The sequence below is a fragment of the Pelagibius sp. CAU 1746 genome (assembly GCF_039839785.1).
Taxonomy (GTDB): domain Bacteria; phylum Pseudomonadota; class Alphaproteobacteria; order Kiloniellales; family Kiloniellaceae; genus Pelagibius.
In genome coordinates this window covers 3,044,031-3,060,322 of sequence record NZ_JBDOQT010000001.1, presented here as the reverse complement: position 1 = coordinate 3,060,322, position 16,292 = coordinate 3,044,031, and the positions used below count along the sequence as shown (strand labels likewise).

Here is a 16,292-nt window from a genome sequence, read left to right as displayed (position 1 = left end):
ATCGCTCTTGGCAGGCCACGCCGTCAGCGTGGCCCAGTCGGTGGGGTGTCGGAACCCCTCGCGGGACCAATGGCGCGTGCGAATCCAAGCGCGCCGGGCGCGCCGATTCGTCCGCGGCGTTGCCGGTTATTGGGTCGGAACGGTGGGTTCGCTCGGCCCGGCCGGCGCCGGGACTGCCGGTGCGGCGGTCCCCGAGGGGCCCGTCTGGCCCGGCAGGGTGTCGAGGATCGACGTCGGTTTGTCGGCGCCCGCCAGGATGGTCAGCAGAACGCTGGTCGCCATGAAGCCGGCCGCCAGGATCGCCGTGGTCCGGGTCAGCAGGTTGGCCGTGCCGCGGCCGGTCAGGAAGCCGCCCATGCCGCCGCCACCGCCGCCACCGCCGCCGATGCCCAGGCCGCCGCCCTCGCTCCGCTGCAGCAGCACCACGCCGATCAGCGCCAGCGCCAGAAGAATGTGAACAACCAGAAGTACTTCTACCATGATGACTTTTACCTGCTGGCTTGCCTGCGGGCCCGCCGCGCCTCTCGCGCGGGCGCCGGATCGGGTCCCCAGCGCCGATGAGGGGGGCTGGCTTCGCCCGGCTATGTAATGGTTCCGGCCCGGAAAGACCAGAGAAAACAGTCAGAAAATGGGCCTTTCCGGCTGCCGGCAGGCCGCGATGCGGCCACCCTGCCCCGGCTCAGGCGCTGCGGGCGATGGCCCAGAAATCCTCGGCCTTCAGGCTGGCGCCGCCGACCAGGGCGCCGTCCACGTTGGCCTGGGACAGCAGCTCGGCGGCGTTGTCGGGCTTTACCGAGCCGCCGTAGAGGATCCGCACGCTCTGGGCCCCCTCACCGACCAGCCCGACCAGCAGGCGCCGGATCTCGGTGTGGACCTCCACCACGTCGGCCGGGGTCGCCGTACGGCCGGTGCCGATGGCCCAGACGGGCTCGTAGGCCACCACCAGGCGCTCGGCCTCCATGCCGGCGGGCACCGAGCCCTTCACCTGGCGGGCAATGACGTTGAGGGCCTGGCCGGCATTGCGCTCCTGCTCGGTCTCGCCGACGCAGACGATGGGCACCAGCCCGGCGGCCAGAGCGGACTCGGCCTTGCCGCGCACCTGGACATCGGTTTCGCCGTGGTCCGCCCGGCGCTCGGAATGGCCCAGGATCACGTAGCTGCAGCCGATGTCGCGCAGCATGGGGGCAGCGGTATCGCCGGTATGAGCGCCGGCGGCGGCGCCGTGGCAGTCCTGGCCGCCCAGCGCGATGCGGCTGCCGGCCAGTTGCTGCGCCACCAGCCCCAGATAGGGAAACGGCGGACAGACCAGCAGTTCGGCGCTCGACTCCCCTTGCCCATCCAGCGCCTTCAAGCCAGCAGCGAGGGCCTTGGCGTCCTCGGTCAGGCCGTTCATTTTCCAGTTGCCGGCAATCAATGCTCTCATCGCAGCTCCCCCGAGTGCCTCCTGTCAGGATTTGGGTGTCATCAGGCCGCGCCTAACTAGCACAGGGTTTTGGGCATGGCCATGCCCGGCGCTGCCGCAAAAATGAGGCGGAATTGCGTATTGCCGGGGCCAGGACGCCTTTCTACACTGCCGCGCCCGCTACGCTGGTCACCGCCCCGAGGCCTCCGGCCCGGACGCGGCCCGCAGGCTGGCCGTCCCACGAACCGCAGTGAAGTCGTTGTATTGCCATGAAAGCCCGTAACCTGCTCATCAAGATCGTCACGGTCATCCTGTTCAGCCTGCTGATCCTGAGCTTCGCCGTTTGGGGCATTGGCGACATCTTCCGCGGCGGCGGCCAGGCCCAGGTGGTGGCCGAAATCGGCGGCACGGTTATCGAACAGCGCGACTTCTCCAACGAGCTGTCGAGCGAGGTGGCGAACCTGAACCGCCGGCTGGGCACGCAGCTCACCGGGGACCAGGTGCGCGCCTTCGGGATCCCGCAGCAGGTGCTGAGCCAGATGATCAGCCGGGCCGTGCTGGACGAGAAGGCCCGGCGCATGGGCCTGTTGGTCACCGAGCAGCAGATGAAAGAGCAGGTCATCGAGAACCCGGCCTTCCAGGACGGCGCCGGCAACTTCGACCGTAACCGTTTCGCCACCTTCCTGCGCCAGATCGGCATGAGCGAGCAGGGCTATATGGCGCAGGTCAGCGACGACACCAAGCGCCGGCAGATCGTCGGAGCCGTCATCGAGGGCGCCGCGGCTCCGGTGAGCCTGGCCGAACAGGTCTTCGCCTACCGTGAGGAGCGCCGGGTCGCCGACTACGTGGAGATCCCCCAGGCGGGCTTCGACGACCTGGAGGCACCCGACGACGCGGCGCTGCAGACGGTTTACGACGAGGCGTCGGGACGCTTCATGAAACCGTCCTACAAGAGCGTCTCTCTGGTCTTCCTGAACCTGGCCGAGGCGGCATCGAAGGTCGCCGTGCCCGAAGACCGGCTGATCGAAACCTTCGAGACGCGCAAGGCGGAGTTTTTCCAGCCCGAGCGGCGGAGCGTGAGCCAGGCGGTGCTGCCTGACGAGGCCGCGGCCCAGGCCCTCGCCGACAAGTTGGCGGAAGGCGGCGACTTCGCCGCCGTGGTGGAAGACGTCACCGGGCGCGCGCCGGTCGACCTGGGCCAGGTGACCCAGGACAATCTGCCGGACGAACTGAGTTCAGCCGTTTTCGCCCTGGATATGGGGCAGGTCACCGCGCCGGTCCAAAGCGCCCTCGGTTGGCACGTGCTGAGCGTCTCGGCGATTGAACCGGCCAAGGAAGCCGACTTCGAGGAACACCGCGACGAACTGCGCAAGGAAGTCGCGACCGCCGAGGCCGTCGAGGTGCTGATCGGCATCGCCAATCAGTTCGACGAGGAACTGGCCAACGGCTCCAGCATGGAACAGGCCGCCGGCTTCTTGAATCTCGAGGTGCGCGAAATTCCGGCGATCGACAGTCAGGGCCGCAATCCTGAAGGGGAAATGGTGCAGGACCTGCCGCCGCTGGCCGGTTTCCTCTCCACGCTTAATCCCCTCCAAGCCGGCGAATCCAGCACCCTCAAGGAGTCCAGCGCCGGCGACTTCTTCATGGTGCGGGTCGACGGCGTCACCCCGGCGGAGAAGAAGCCACTGGAAGAGGTCCGTGAGGAGGTGGTCGAACTGTGGCAGGCGCTCGAGCGTGAACGCCTGGCGCGGGAGAAAGGCGAGGCCATCGCCGATCGCCTGAAGTCGGGCGAGGATCTCGCGGCCGTAGCGGAGGCCGAGGGGCTGGAGGTACTGGAGACGCAGGCGGTGACGCGCAACGAGAGCGACGCGCAGCGCATCCCTCACCCGCTGATCGCCCAGCAGCTCTTCGAACTCGCTGAGGGCGAGGCCGCGACCTTCAGTGTTCCCGGCAGCCAGATCGTCGTGAAGCTGAAGGAAGTTCTGCCGCCGGCCGAAGAAGGCCGCGACGCCCGGCTGGCGCAGTTGGAAGAGCAGCTCACGGCGTCCCTGCAGGACGATATTTTCCAGCAGTTCCTGGTCGCCCTGCAGCAAGACTTCGACGTCACGGTGAACCAGCGCCTCGTCGATGCGGTCGTCGCGGGATTCTAGCTTCCATGCTGACGGAACCAGACTTTACCGCCTTTGAGGCGGCCTATGATGCCGGGCGCGCGCAGGTCGTGTACACGGCGCTGATCGCCGACCTGGAGACGCCCGTCTCCGCCTTTCTGAAGCTCGCCGAGGGCAAGCCCAACGCCTTTCTCTTCGAATCGGTCGAGGGCGGCTCCATTATCGGGCGCTATTCCTTCCTGGGAATGCGCCCCGATATCATCTGGCGTTGCCATGGCAGCGAGGCGGAGATCAACCGCAAGGCCCGCTTCGAGGCAAACAGCTTCGAGCCCTTGGACATGCCCGTACTGGACAGCCTGCGCGCGCTGATCGAGGAGTGCCGCTTCGAGTTGCCTGAGGGTCTGCCGCCCATGGCCTCCTGCCTGCTGGGCTACATGGGCTACGACACGGTGCGGCTGATGGAAGATCTGCCGGAGGAGAACCCGACCGCCATCGAGGTGCCCGACGGCCTCTTCATCCGGCCGACGGTGGTCGCGGTCTTCGACCGGGTCGAGGATCTGGTGACGGTCTTTACGCCGGTCTGGCCGCGCGACGACGTCTCGGCGCGCGCCGCTTACGCTCAGGCCTGCGAGCGCCTGGCCGACGTGGCCCAGGACTTCGAACGGCCCCTGCCGCAGCGCCGCGACGTCATCGCCGATTTGGAAGAGCTGCCGGGGGCCAGCGCCAACATGACGCAGGCGGACTACCAGGCCATGGTCTCCAAGGCCAAGGATTACATCCTGGCAGGCGACATCTTTCAGGTGGTGCTTTCGCAGCGCCTCTCCCTGCCCTTCAAGCTGCCGCCCTTCGCGCTCTACCGCGCGCTGCGCCGGCTCAACCCTTCGCCCTTCCTCTTCTTCATCGACTTCGGCACCCACGCCATCGTCGGCTCCAGCCCTGAGATCCTGGTGCGCCTGCGCGACGACACGGTGACCATCCGTCCCATCGCCGGCACCCGCCCGCGCGGCGCCACGCCGGCAGAGGACCGCGCGCTGGCCGAGGACTTGCTGGCCGATCCCAAGGAACTGGCCGAGCACCTTATGCTGCTCGACCTGGGCCGCAACGACGTCGGCCGCGTCGCCGAAGTCGGCAGCGTCAAGGTGACGGAGAAGAACGTCATCGAGCTCTACAGCCACGTCATGCACATCGTCTCCAACGTCGAAGGCAAGCTGGCCGAGGGCAAGGACGCCATGGACGCACTGATCGCCGGCTTCCCCGCGGGCACGGTTTCCGGTGCGCCGAAGGTGCGGGCCATGGAGATCATCGAGGAACTGGAGCCGGAGCGCCGCGGCATCTACGGCGGCTGCGTCGGCTATTTCGGCGCCGGCGGGGCCATGGACACCTGCATCGCCCTGCGCACCGCCGTGGTCAAGGACGGCACCATGTTCATCCAGGCCGGCGCCGGCATCGTCGCCGACTCCAAGCCCGAGTCCGAGCATCAGGAGTGCTGGAACAAGGCCCGCGCCATCCTGCGCGCCGCCGAGGAAGCGGTACGCTTCGCCGCCCGGCGCGGCAACTAGGGCTTTTCTCCGGCACTCGTCGCGCCGAATTAACCTTTTGACGACGAGTTGAGCGCATTCTGAAGGCGTGAATTGTCTTGCCGGTTCTCGCGAATCGGGTGGATAGTTCAGATCTGTTTCAACAGCTGAAAGGAGGTGATCCAATGTCGCATGAGATTTCGGTGAAGTCGCAGGGCCTTGGATGTTTTACGGGTTTGATGGAGCAGCCTTCGTCCGACTCGTAACGCCTTCGAAGCGGATCCCGTTCTCGGGGTCCTCGACTGAACCAGCTCATGGAGGGGCCGCAGCGATGCGGCCCCTTTTGAGTTTCTACTCCCCGGAACTTTCTAAGGGAGAGCCGCCGAACGCCGTTCCGCGCCCGCGGTCTGTTGCATGGCGAGGCTCTGGCGGTGCCGTACGATGGCGGAGATGGGCACCAGGACGAGGCCGCGCGCCTGCATTTCGGGAATCCACTCCCTCAGCGCCGCGACGGTGCCGTCGTGGGGATGGCCGATGCCGACGGCGTAGCCGCGCTCCCTTGCCCGTTGTTCCAGGATCGCGAGCTGCCGGTGGATCGCGGCCGGATTGGCCGGCTCGTTGTCCAGGAAGACATCGCGCACCGCGTAGGGCACTTCCGCCCGCGCTGCCAATGTCGCGGCGACCGAGTCGGCGGCGGTGAGTGAATCGAGGAACAGCAGACCCCGCGCCTTCAACTCGCCCATGACCAAAGCCATGCCCTCGGGCGCGGCGGTGAAACGGCTGCCCATGTGGTTGTTGATGCCGACGTAGCCGTCGAAACGTGCCAGGCCCCAAGTGAGGCGTTGCAGCAGTTCGGCGCGCGGGATGTCCTCGCGCAGCACGTTGGGGCCGGGATCCATCTCGGCGCTGCGCGGCGCCATGGGGACGTGCAGCATCAGTTCGTGCCCAGCGGCCCGTGCCTGTGCCGTCATCTCCGGCAGGTCATGGGCGTAGGTCATGAAGGACAGGGTCAATGGTCCCGGCAGCGCGATGGCATTGCGCGCGCCGCGCCGGTTGACGCCGACATCGTCGAGGACGATGGCGATCATCGGACGGCCCTGCGCCGGCGCAACGGCCACGGCATGCTGCTGCCATAGAGGTGGCCCGGTGACGCCGCGATCGGGAACAGGGATCGCCGGCAGTTGCCGCGCCGCGCCGCTGTCGTTCTGCCAGTCGCTGGGGATGTTGGGCAACGGCGCCGGCGCCTCGGCGGTCTGTTCGGCGCGCAGCACCTCGTGGTACTGGGCCTCCAGGGCTTCGCGGTCGATCTCGGGCGCCGCGGCCACGACGCGGGGGTCGGGGCGTGAGGGCTTGGGGGCCGGAGGTGCCGGGGCTTCGCGCAGGGCACTCTGCAGCCCGGCCGGCGACGGGCCCAGCAGACCCTGACGATCCAGGAAAACTCCTGCGATCGCACCCAGCAGCAGACCGATGAGCAGCAGCCCGGAGACCGCGGCGGTGTTCCACAGCGCCTCACCGCTCGGCTTGCGGCGGCGCCGCCGGTTCTTATGCGAATCGCCCTTCGTCATGGCCGGCGGAGCCTATCACGCGATGGTTAACGAAGCTGTGGCGAAAGATGCGAGGTCCCGGCTACGGAGGCGCCGCGCGCCGCCGGCCAGCGGAAACGGGAGCGGCGCCTCGAAAGGCGGTTCACCCCGCCTTGCCGGCGAGGCCCTGGAGGATCGGGCATTCCGGGCGTTCGTCGCCGTGGCAGCGTTCCATCAGGTGCAGCAAGGTCTCGCGCATCTCGGTCAGCTCGGCGATCTTGCGGTCGATGTCTTCGACCCGGTGCCGCGCGAGCGCCTTCACTTCGGCGCTGGAGCGGCTGCGGTCGCGCCACAGCGCCAACAGGCTGCCGACATCTTCCACCGAAAATCCCAGGCTCCGCGCCCGCTGCACGAAGCGCAGGGTCTCGACGTCCTGCCTGCCGTAGACCCGGTAGCCGGAGGCGGTGCGCTCGGCGGGCTGGATCAGGCCGACGGACTCGTAGTAGCGGATGGTCTTGGCCGGGACCCCGGAATGTGCTGCGGCGGTGCCGATGTTCATGAGTCTGCTCCCTGGCTGAGGCGATTTGGTGGAGATTCAACCTTCTAGTCACTGTAAGGTCAAGCCAAGGCCTTGACCAGGGCCGTCAGCGGCGATTTGCCCGCTTTCCGTAGCGCCCGCCGGCCTGTTATAAGTGGGAACCAAAAGGCGAAAACAAGAGTTAAAAGCGCGGCGCAAGCATCTGAAATGTTTCTGCTAATCGATAACTACGACAGCTTCACCTACAACCTCTTCCACTTCCTGGGGGAATTGGGGGCGAAGATCGAGGTGCGCCGCAACGACAAGATCACCGCGGCGGAGGCCCTGGCCTTGCAGCCCCAGGGCATCGTCATCTCGCCGGGCCCCTGCGATCCGGACAAGGCGGGCGTCTGCCTGGAACTGATCTCGGCCGCCGCCGGTAAAGTCCCGCTGTTGGGCGTCTGCCTGGGCCACCAGGCCATCGGTCAGCACTTCGGCGGCAAGGTCGTGCGGGCGCCCGAGCCGATGCACGGCAAGCTGAGCCAGGTGACGCACGAGGGCAAAGGCGTCTTCGCCGGGCTGCCCTCGCCGCTCACCGCCACGCGCTATCACTCGCTGACCATCGATCCGGCGAGCTTCCCCGGCGACCAGCTGGAGGTTACCGCCACATCCGACGACGGCGTCATCATGGGCCTGCAACACAGGTCGCTGCCGATCTACGGGGTGCAGTTCCATCCGGAGAGCATCGCTTCCGAGCACGGTCACGCCTTGCTGCGCAACTTCCTCAAGCTTGCCGACCCGGCCGCGGCGGCCTGACGCGGAGGCGCTGCGGATGACCGGAGACATGCCCGACCTCAAGGGGCTGATCGGCAAGGTCGCGACCGGCGGCAGGCTGGCGCGCGACGAAGCCGAGCAGGCTTTCGACATCATGATGTCCGGCAACGCCACCCCGGCGCAGATGGGCGGTTTCCTGATGGCGCTGCGCGTGCGCGGCGAGACGGTTGAGGAAATCACCGGCGCCGCCACGGTCATGCGCTCGAAGATGACCACCGTCAGGCGGCCCGAGGGCGCCATCGATATCTGCGGCACCGGCGGCGACGGCACCGGCACCTACAACATCTCCACCGGCAGCCAGTTCGTGGTCGCCGCCTGCGGCGTGCCTGTCGCCAAGCACGGCAACCGCGCCGCTTCCTCCAAGAGCGGGGCCAGCGACGTGCTGGAGGCGCTCGGCGTCAACATCGAGGCCGACTTCACCCTGGTCGAGCGCGCCCTGGTTGAGGCGGGGACCTGCTTCCTCATGGCCCAGCGCCATCACAGCGCCATGCGCCACGTCGGCCCGACGCGCGTCGAACTGGGCACCCGCACGATATTCAATCTGCTGGGCCCGTTGTCCAACCCGGCCAAGGTGAGACACCAGCTGATCGGCGTTTTCGCGCCGCAGTGGCTGGAGCCGCTGGCCGAGGTGCTGCGCGACCTGGGCCACGAGCGCGCCTGGGTGGTGCACGGCGCCGGCGGCATGGACGAGGTCTCCACCTTGGGCCCGACGCAGGTGGCCGAGCTGAAGGACGGCAAGGTCGCCACCTTCGAGATCACGCCGGCCGACGCCGGCCTGCCGGTCGCCAAGATGGAAGACCTGGTCGGCGGCGACCGCGAGCACAACGCGGCGGTGCTGCGCGCCATGCTGGAGGGCGAGCACAGCGCCTACCGCGACATCGTGCTGCTGGGCAGCGCCGCGGCGCTGGTCATCGCCGGTAAGGCGGGCGACCTGAAAGAAGGCGTGGCCCTGGCGGCGGACGCCGTCGATTCCGGCCGCGCGCTGGAGGCGCTGAACCGCTTGGTGCGCATCACCAACGAGACGGTGCCGGCATGAGTGCCAAACCCAAGAGCGACGTCCTGCAGAAGATCTGCGCCGACAAGCGCGACTGGATCGCCGCCCGCAAGGCCGTGACGCCGCTGGAGGTGCTGGAAGAGCGCGCCGCCGCGGCCTCGGCCCCGCGCGGCTTCCGCGCCGCTCTGGAGGCCAAGGCCGCCAGCGGGGCCAACGCGCTCATCTGCGAGATCAAGAAGGCCTCGCCCAGCAAGGGCCTGATCCGCGCCGATTTCGACCCGCCACGCCTGGCGGAGGCCTATCTGGCCGGCGGCGCGGCCTGCCTTTCGGTGCTGACCGACGAGCCCTACTTTCAGGGCGCCGACGGCTTCCTGGTCATGGCGCGCGACGCCGTGCCCCTGCCCTGCCTGCGCAAGGACTTCATGCTCGATCCCTACCAGATCGTCGAATCCCGCGCCTTGGGCGCCGACTGTATCCTGCTCATCATGGCCGCCCTGGAGGACGCCCAGGCGGTGGAGCTGGAAAGCCTGGCCCTCGACCTCGGCATGGACGTGCTGGTCGAGGTGCACGACGGAGAAGAACTGGACCGCGCCCTGAAGCTGAAGTCGCCGCTGGTCGGCATCAACAACCGTAATCTCAAGACTCTCGCAGTCGATTTGAAGACCACCGAGGAGTTGGCGCCGCGCGTGCCCAAGGACCGCCTGCTGGTGGCCGAGAGCGGCCTTTACAAGCCGGCCGACCTGGCGCGTATGACCGCCGCCGGCGCGCGGGCCTTCCTGATTGGCGAATCCCTCATGCGCCAGGACGACGTCACCGCCGCCACCGCCGAGCTGGTGCAGGGCCGCGTTCACGCGGCGTAAGGAAAAGCGATGGCCGAATTCACCCACTTCGATGCCGAGGGCAAGGCCGTCATGGTCGACGTCTCCGACAAGGACGTGACCGAGCGGACCGCCACGGCCCAGGGTTCCGTGATCATGCAGCCCGAGACCCTGGCGATGATCCGCGACGGCGGCGTGAAGAAGGGTGACGTCCTGTCGGTGGCGCGGCTGGCCGGGATCATGGGCGCCAAGCGCACGCCGGACCTGGTCCCGCTGTGCCATCCGCTGGCGCTCACCTCGGTGAAGGTCGACCTTACCCTCGACGAGGCGCGCAACGCCGTCGACATTACGGCGACCTGCAAGTTGAAAGGGCGCACCGGCGTCGAGATGGAAGCGCTCACCGCCGTCAGCGTGGCGGCGCTCACGGTTTACGACATGTGCAAGGCGGTCGACCGCGGCATGCGCATCACCGAAGTGCGCCTGACCCACAAGGCCGGCGGCAAGTCCGGCACCTATGAGGCTTCGTAGATGATTTCCGTGGCCGAAGCGCTGGAGCGTATCCTCAAGAACTTCGCTCCTCTGCCCGCCGAGACGGTGAGCATCGCGGAAGCCTTCGGCCGGGTGCTGGCCGCCGAGGTGCGCGCGCGGGTGACCCAGCCGCCGCACGCGGTCTCCGCCATGGACGGCTACGCGGTGCGCGCCGCCGATGTCGCCAGGGTACCGGCGACGCTGAAGGTCATCGGCGCGGTTCCGGCCGGCGGGCTCTTCGAGGGCGAGATGAGCGCCGGCGAAGCCGTGCGCATCTTCACCGGCGCGCCCCTGCCCGCGGGCGCCGATTCCATCGTCATCCAGGAAGACACCGAGGCCGGCGACGGCCCAGATGGCGAGCGTTGGGTCACGGTCAAGGAATCCTGCAAGCCCGGCAACTACGTGCGGCCCGCCGGCCTCGACTTCGCCGAAGGCGATCCGGGACCGCGCGCCGGACGTTTGCTCGGCGTCCGCGACGTCGGCCTCATCGCCGCCATGAACCACCCCTGGGTTCAGGTCCGCCGGCGCCCGCGTGTCGCCATCCTTGCCACCGGCGACGAAGTGGTGATGCCCGGCGAGCCGCTGGGCTCCAGCCAGATCGTCAGCTCCAACGGTCTTGCCTTGGCGGCCTTCGTGCGCGCCTGCGGCGGCGAGCCGGTGCAGCTCGGCATCGCGCCGGACAAGGAAGAGCAGTTGGCGGCGCTCGCGGCCGGCGCCAAGGGCGCCGACCTGCTGCTCACCACGGGCGGCGCCTCGGTGGGCGAGCACGACCTGGTGCAGAAGGTGCTGGGCGAGCGGGGCCTGGAAATCGATTTCTGGAAGATCGCCATGCGCCCGGGCAAGCCGCTGATATTCGGCCAACTGGGCGGGACGCCGATGATCGGCCTGCCGGGCAACCCGGTCTCCGCCGTGGTCTGCTCCCTGCTCTACGCGCGCCCCGCGCTGAACGCCCTGCTGGGCCTTGATCTACCGCCCCATCCGCTGCAGCAGATGGTGCTGGGCGCCGATCTCGGACCCAACGACCGGCGCCAGGACTATCTGCGCGCCACCGTCGCCGAGAATGGCGACGGACGGCGGACGGTGACGCCCTACGGGCGCCAGGACTCCTCCATGCTGGCGCTGCTGGCGGCCGCGGACGGTCTCATCGTCCGGGCGCCCCACGCCCCCGCCGCTGCCAAGGGCGACCTGGTCGAGGTGCTGTCCTTTCCGGATATGGTTCCCGGTCTTTAGGCGCTGGCGTTTCCGTCAGGCCGCCGCTCGCCGCAGGGGCGGATGGCGGCACCTGACCGATTCCTGACATAGCCCTTGACCTCATATGAGAACTAAACTAGAACATGTGCCCAGGTTTTTGTTTTGTTCCATATTTTGTGTCGCTTCGAAGACGAATGACGACACCCTGGGGTGTATCGATCCATGCTCACCAAAAAGCAGCACGAACTCCTGCTCTTCATCCACCGCCACTTGCAGAAGCACGGGGTCTCGCCGTCCTTCGACGAAATGAAGGATGCCTTGGCCCTGAAGTCGAAGTCGGGCATCCACCGGCTGATCACCGGCCTGGAGGAGCGCGGCTTCATCCGCCGCCTGCCGCACCGGGCCCGGGCCGTGGAGGTGCTGCGATTGCCCAATGACATGGCCGGCGAGGCCGAGGAAGCGGCGGCGGAATCGGCGCCCCAGGGCGGCGACGCCCGCGGCGGCTTCGCCCCCAAGGTCATCCGGGGCGGGTTCTCCTCGTCGATCCCCGGCGCCCAGGCCGCCAACGACAGCGACGCGATCCAATTGCCGCTCTACGGCCGGATCGCCGCCGGCACGCCGATCGAGGCCTTGCGCGACTATTCGAACTACGTCGACGTGCCCTCCTCCATCATGGGCAGCGGTGAGCACTACGCCCTGGAGGTCGACGGCGATTCGATGGTCGACGCGGGCATCCTGGACGGCGACACGGTGATCATCGAGCGCTGCGAGAGTGCCGAGAACGGCACCATCGTGGTGGCTCTGGTCGACAACGAAGAGGCCACCTTGAAGCGGCTGCGCCGCAAGGGCGGCGCTATCGCCCTGGAGCCGGCCAACAAGAACTACGAAACCCGGATCTTTCCGCCCGAGCGCGTCGCCATCCAGGGCCGTCTCGTCGGCTTGCTAAGGCGCTACTAGGACTCCCGCCGATCTCTTCTGCGCCTATCTCTTCCGCCAGGTGTTGCGCGCCGGATAGGGCGACCAGGGCCGTGCGCCCTGCTGTCCGGCCACGGTCCTGACGACGGGGCCTCCCGGTCCCAGCCACACCGCCTGAGCGCCCTGGCGCCAGAGATCGAAGCGATCGATGACCACCAGCGGCCCGCGGCAGGGCTGGCGTCGCAGCGGCTCCAGGCTGACCAGGACCTCGGCCAGGCGGCAGTCGTCGGCCGCGCCGCGCGGGTCGCGCAGCACCGCCAGGGTCGAGCCCTTTTCGCGGTAGAGGCAGCCGAGGGGATCGCAGTTCAACCCGGCAGCGGTCCCTTCCCCGAGGCCCGGCCAGGCGAGGGTCTGGGTCGCGAAGGACTGCCGCGCCCAACTGTCGAGCACGAAGCGGCTGCCGCGCGGCCAGGCGACCCAGAGGGTTCCTTCCGGGTCGCGCAGGCCCGCTTGCCGGCCATCGCCGCTGACCAGCAGGCTCGGCGGCTCGAAGCTCAGCGGAGAGAGCGCCCCGGCGAGGACCAGCGCCAACCCCAAGCACCGCCACGGCCGCTGCCAGAGGCAGAGCCATAAGCCGCCCAAGACCGCCAGCCCCAAGCCCCAGTCGGGCATGGGCGGGACCTGCAGGCTGGCCGCCGGCCAGGCCGCGACCGTCCCGGCCAGGCCGAGCAGCAGTTGGATGCCCCAGCTCATGGGCACGAGGCCCAACGCTTCGCCGCCGAACGGCATGAGCAGCAGGGCCAGCACGGCCCATGGCATGATCCAGAAGGCGGTCAGCGGCACCGCCACCAGGTTCGCGAGGAGGCCGTAGAGCGCCAGGCGCTGGAAGTGAAAGGCGGCGAAGGGACCGGTGGCGAGGATGGCGATGACCGAAGTCGCGGCGACGCCGGCGAAGTAGGCGATCAGCTTTACACCCGGCCCCCGTGCCGCGCGACGGCGCGAGCGGCGTCCCTCCCAGGCTTCGTAGGCGGCGATGAGCGCCGTGACGGCGGCGAAGGACATCTGGAAGCTGGCCGACATGAGGCTCTCCGGTGCCGTGACGAGGATCACCGCGGCCGCCCAGGCAACCAGGCGCAGAGAGAGCGCACGGCGGTCCAGCAAGACCGCCAGAAGAACCACGGCAACCATGAGGAAGGCGCGTTGAGCCGGGATGCTGGTGCCCACCAGGTTCAGGTAGACGAAGGCCCCGGCCACGGCGGCCACCGCCGCCCACTTCTTGATCGGTTGATGCAGCGCCAAGCCGGGGACCAGGGCCAGCCCTGCGCGGAGAAAGAAGAACAGGCAGCCTGCCGCCAGGCCCATGTGAAGGCCGGAGATGGCCAGCAGATGGGCCAGGCCCGCTGCGCGCATGTCGGCGCGGACCGCCTCGCTGATGCCGCCGCGCTGTCCGGTGATCAACGCCACGGCGACCGCGCCGGCTTGTCCGTCGATCCGTGCGGCGATCCGCTCGGCGACGGTCTGGCGCAGCCCGGCCCACCAGCGCGCCCAGGCCGCGGACGCGCCGCTGCTCTGCGGCGGGGCCAGAATGTCCGCTTTGCCGTAGGCGAAGCCGATGCCGCCGAGGCGCTGGAACCAGGCCTGGCGCGCGAAGTCGAAGGCGCCCGGCAGGGCCGGCGGGCTCGGCGGCCTGAGGGATGCGCGCAGACGAAGGCGGCTGCCCGGCAGCGGCGCGGCTGCCATTCCGGCCACGGTGACGCGCAGTCTCGCCGGCAGGGCGTCCTCCGCCAGGCCCTGCATCGCGAGGGGCCTGAGGTGGAGGCGAAAGCCGCGTGTCCGTGGCTCGCTTGCCAGAACCTCCGCCGTCAACTCGGCCGGCCCCCAGGCGCGCTCCAGGACCGGCGCGGCGACGAGTTGCGTGCGCAGTTGGGCCAGGGCGAAACCGGCGGCCACGGCAAGCAACGCGAGGAGCGCGAGGGTGAGGCCCGGTGCCCGGCGGAGGCTCCAGGCGGTGAGGAGAAATGTCAGGACGGCAGCGGGGCCGAGCCAGGCGGGTGGTTCCGACGGACTCCAGAAGTAGGCGCCGATACCGGCGCCCAGCAGTACCGGCACCCAGAGCGGCCAGCGGCCGCGCTCGGCCAGCAGGTTGTCCCGGGCCCGCCCGGCCGGCCCTGGGATGTCGTGCGCTGCGGGTCGCTGCTGCCCGCTTTCCCCTGTGCCGGGCAGCGTCCGCATCGCCGGCTCTCCCGTCAAATTCGCCGTTAACCTTGGCGATTGTAATATCTGTGAATTACGCGCAAAAGAGGAATAGCGGCCGTTTGCCGAGGGTCTTCCGGCGTGGTAAACCGCGCCATCTCATTTCGGGCGGGGGGCAGCAGCTTCCCTGCCCTCACACCCCGTACCAGCTAGCGATAGAGTGATGACCACCGACACCAGTACCGTCGTGACGCGCTTTGCGCCCTCGCCCACCGGCTTCCTGCACATCGGCGGCGCCCGCACGGCGCTCTTCAACTGGCTCTTCGCCCGCCATTGCGGCGGCCAGTTCCGGCTGCGCATCGAAGACACCGATCGAAAACGCTCCACGCAGGAGGCCATCGACGCAATCCTCGACGGCCTGGACTGGTTGGGCCTCGATCATGACGGCGACGTCGTCTATCAGTTCTCCCGTGCCGAGCGGCACGCGGAACTGGCGCGCGAACTGCTGGCCAACGGCAGGGCCTATCACTGCTACTGCTCGCCGGAGGAGCTGGAGGAGATGCGCGCCACGGCCCGCGCCGAGGGGCGTCCCATGCGCTATGACGGGCGCTGGCGCGACCGTGATCCTTCCGAGGCGCCAGCCGGGATCGACCCGGTGGTGCGCCTGAAGATGCCCCAGGAAGGTGAATCGATGATCGCCGACCTGGTGCAGGGCGAGGTGACCGTGCGCAACGACCAGCTGGACGACATGATCCTGCTGCGCGCCGACGGCACCCCGACCTACATGCTCTCGGTGGTGGTCGACGACCACGACATGGGCGTCACCCACGTGATCCGCGGCGACGACCACCTGACCAATGCCTTCCGCCAGACGCAGCTCTACCGGGCCCTGGACTGGGAACCGCCGCTCTTCGCCCACATCCCGCTGATCCACGGCCCCGACGGCGCAAAGCTGTCCAAGCGCCACGGCGCCCTGGGGGTCGAGGCCTACAGGGACATGGGCTATCTTCCCGAAGCGCTGCGCAACTACCTGCTGCGCCTGGGCTGGGGCCACGGCGACGACGAGATCATTTCCACCGAGCAGGCGATCGAATGGTTCGACCTGGCGGGCGTCGGCAAGTCGGCGGCACGCTTCGACTTCGTGAAGCTGGAGAGCCTGAACGGCCACTATCTGCGCGAGGCCGCCTCGGGGCGTCTCGTGGAGCTGTTGGTGCCGCAGTTGGAGAAAACCCTGGGACGGCCGCTGTCTGAGCAGGCTCGGGCGCGCCTCGCGGCCGGTATGGATGGCCTCAAGGCGCGGGCGAAAAACCTTGTCGAACTTGCTGAAAATGCGATATTTTACGTCATCGAGCGACCGCTGAGTCTGACTCCCAAAGCAGACAAGATCCTCAAGCCTGAAGCGCGTGCCCGTTTGGGTCGCATGCACAGCAGCCTGAGCCAATTGCCGGAGTGGAACGAGGCGGCCATCGAGGCGGCGGTGCGTGCCTTTGCCGAGGCCGAGGACTGCAAGCTGGGCGACGTGGCCCAGCCCCTGCGGGCGGCGCTCAGCGGATCGAATGTATCGCCGGGAATCTTCGAGGTCGCCAGCATCCTGGGTCGGGAGGAATCCCTGGCCCGGATCGCCGATCAGAGCACTTCTTCCTAGCGCTCTATGTTGCGCCGCGGCAATTGATTGAATCGGTCCGGTTCACTATGCTCGCGCCAACATCGGGCACCCCCTGACGGGGGGCACTTTTCAGTTGAGGGATGGGA

General features: G+C 68.4%; 14 protein-coding genes. 9 read left to right on the top strand and 5 right to left on the bottom strand.

Annotated features, from left to right (window positions below):
- Positions 1–126: 126 nt before the first annotated feature.
- Positions 127–480 (bottom strand): preprotein translocase subunit SecG, encoded by a 354-nt coding sequence (secG, locus tag AAFN88_RS14585; protein ID WP_347521083.1) that lies wholly within the window; start codon positions 478–480, stop codon positions 127–129.
- Between the two features lie 199 nt (positions 481–679).
- A complete protein-coding gene (gene tpiA, locus AAFN88_RS14580; protein WP_347521082.1) occupies positions 680–1,423 on the bottom strand; it encodes a triose-phosphate isomerase in 744 nt (247 codons plus the stop codon).
- A gap of 248 nt (positions 1,424–1,671) precedes the next feature.
- Here tpiA and AAFN88_RS14575 point away from each other — a divergent pair, with 248 nt between their 5' ends.
- Both AAFN88_RS14575 and trpE read left to right on the top strand, forming a co-directional pair.
- A complete protein-coding gene (locus AAFN88_RS14575; protein ID WP_347521081.1) occupies positions 1,672–3,552 on the top strand; it encodes a SurA N-terminal domain-containing protein in 1,881 nt (626 codons plus the stop codon).
- Between the two features lie 5 nt (positions 3,553–3,557).
- Positions 3,558–5,069: an anthranilate synthase component I gene (gene trpE, locus AAFN88_RS14570; protein ID WP_347521080.1), complete on the top strand. Its 1,512-nt coding sequence runs from the start codon at positions 3,558–3,560 to the stop codon at positions 5,067–5,069.
- A gap of 326 nt (positions 5,070–5,395) precedes the next feature.
- On the opposite strand, the gene AAFN88_RS14565 is transcribed toward trpE, so the two are convergent.
- Both AAFN88_RS14565 and cueR read right to left on the bottom strand, forming a co-directional pair.
- Positions 5,396–6,592 (bottom strand): divergent polysaccharide deacetylase family protein, encoded by a 1,197-nt coding sequence (locus AAFN88_RS14565; RefSeq protein ID WP_347521079.1) that lies wholly within the window; start codon positions 6,590–6,592, stop codon positions 5,396–5,398.
- Between the two features lie 121 nt (positions 6,593–6,713).
- Positions 6,714–7,109: a Cu(I)-responsive transcriptional regulator gene (gene cueR, locus AAFN88_RS14560; protein WP_347521077.1), complete on the bottom strand. Its 396-nt coding sequence runs from the start codon at positions 7,107–7,109 to the stop codon at positions 6,714–6,716.
- 186 nt (positions 7,110–7,295) lie between these two features.
- On the opposite strand from cueR, the gene AAFN88_RS14555 reads away from it, so the two are divergent.
- From AAFN88_RS14555 to lexA, 6 genes are all read left to right on the top strand, one after another.
- Entirely contained in the window at positions 7,296–7,883 is a 588-nt protein-coding gene (locus tag AAFN88_RS14555) for an aminodeoxychorismate/anthranilate synthase component II (protein ID WP_347521075.1), read from the top strand.
- A 16-nt stretch (positions 7,884–7,899) separates the two neighbouring features.
- Positions 7,900–8,937 carry an anthranilate phosphoribosyltransferase gene (gene trpD / locus AAFN88_RS14550; RefSeq protein ID WP_347521074.1) on the top strand — a complete coding sequence of 346 codons (1,038 nt, stop codon included), beginning with the start codon at positions 7,900–7,902 and terminating at the stop codon, positions 8,935–8,937.
- Positions 8,934–9,755, top strand: a complete 822-nt coding sequence (gene trpC, locus AAFN88_RS14545; protein ID WP_347521073.1) for an indole-3-glycerol phosphate synthase TrpC — start codon at positions 8,934–8,936, stop codon at positions 9,753–9,755. Before trpD ends, trpC begins: the two co-directional genes overlap by 4 nt.
- Positions 9,756–9,764: 9 nt before the next feature.
- Complete coding sequence (gene moaC / locus AAFN88_RS14540; RefSeq protein WP_347521072.1) at positions 9,765–10,241, top strand: cyclic pyranopterin monophosphate synthase MoaC; 477 nt, start codon at positions 9,765–9,767, stop codon at positions 10,239–10,241.
- On the top strand, positions 10,242–11,471 hold the full coding sequence (glp, locus tag AAFN88_RS14535) for a gephyrin-like molybdotransferase Glp (RefSeq protein WP_347521071.1): 1,230 nt from the start codon (positions 10,242–10,244) through the stop codon (positions 11,469–11,471). It begins immediately after the preceding gene.
- A 183-nt stretch (positions 11,472–11,654) separates the two neighbouring features.
- Complete coding sequence (gene lexA, locus AAFN88_RS14530; protein WP_347521070.1) at positions 11,655–12,389, top strand: transcriptional repressor LexA; 735 nt, start codon at positions 11,655–11,657, stop codon at positions 12,387–12,389.
- Positions 12,390–12,413: 24 nt separating this feature from the next.
- On the opposite strand, the gene AAFN88_RS14525 is transcribed toward lexA, so the two are convergent.
- A complete protein-coding gene (locus AAFN88_RS14525; RefSeq protein ID WP_347521069.1) occupies positions 12,414–14,579 on the bottom strand; it encodes a ComEC/Rec2 family competence protein in 2,166 nt (721 codons plus the stop codon).
- A gap of 184 nt (positions 14,580–14,763) precedes the next feature.
- Here AAFN88_RS14525 and gltX point away from each other — a divergent pair, with 184 nt between their 5' ends.
- Positions 14,764–16,185 carry a glutamate--tRNA ligase gene (gene gltX, locus AAFN88_RS14520; RefSeq protein WP_347521068.1) on the top strand — a complete coding sequence of 474 codons (1,422 nt, stop codon included), beginning with the start codon at positions 14,764–14,766 and terminating at the stop codon, positions 16,183–16,185.
- The last annotated feature ends 107 nt before the right edge of the window (positions 16,186–16,292 follow it).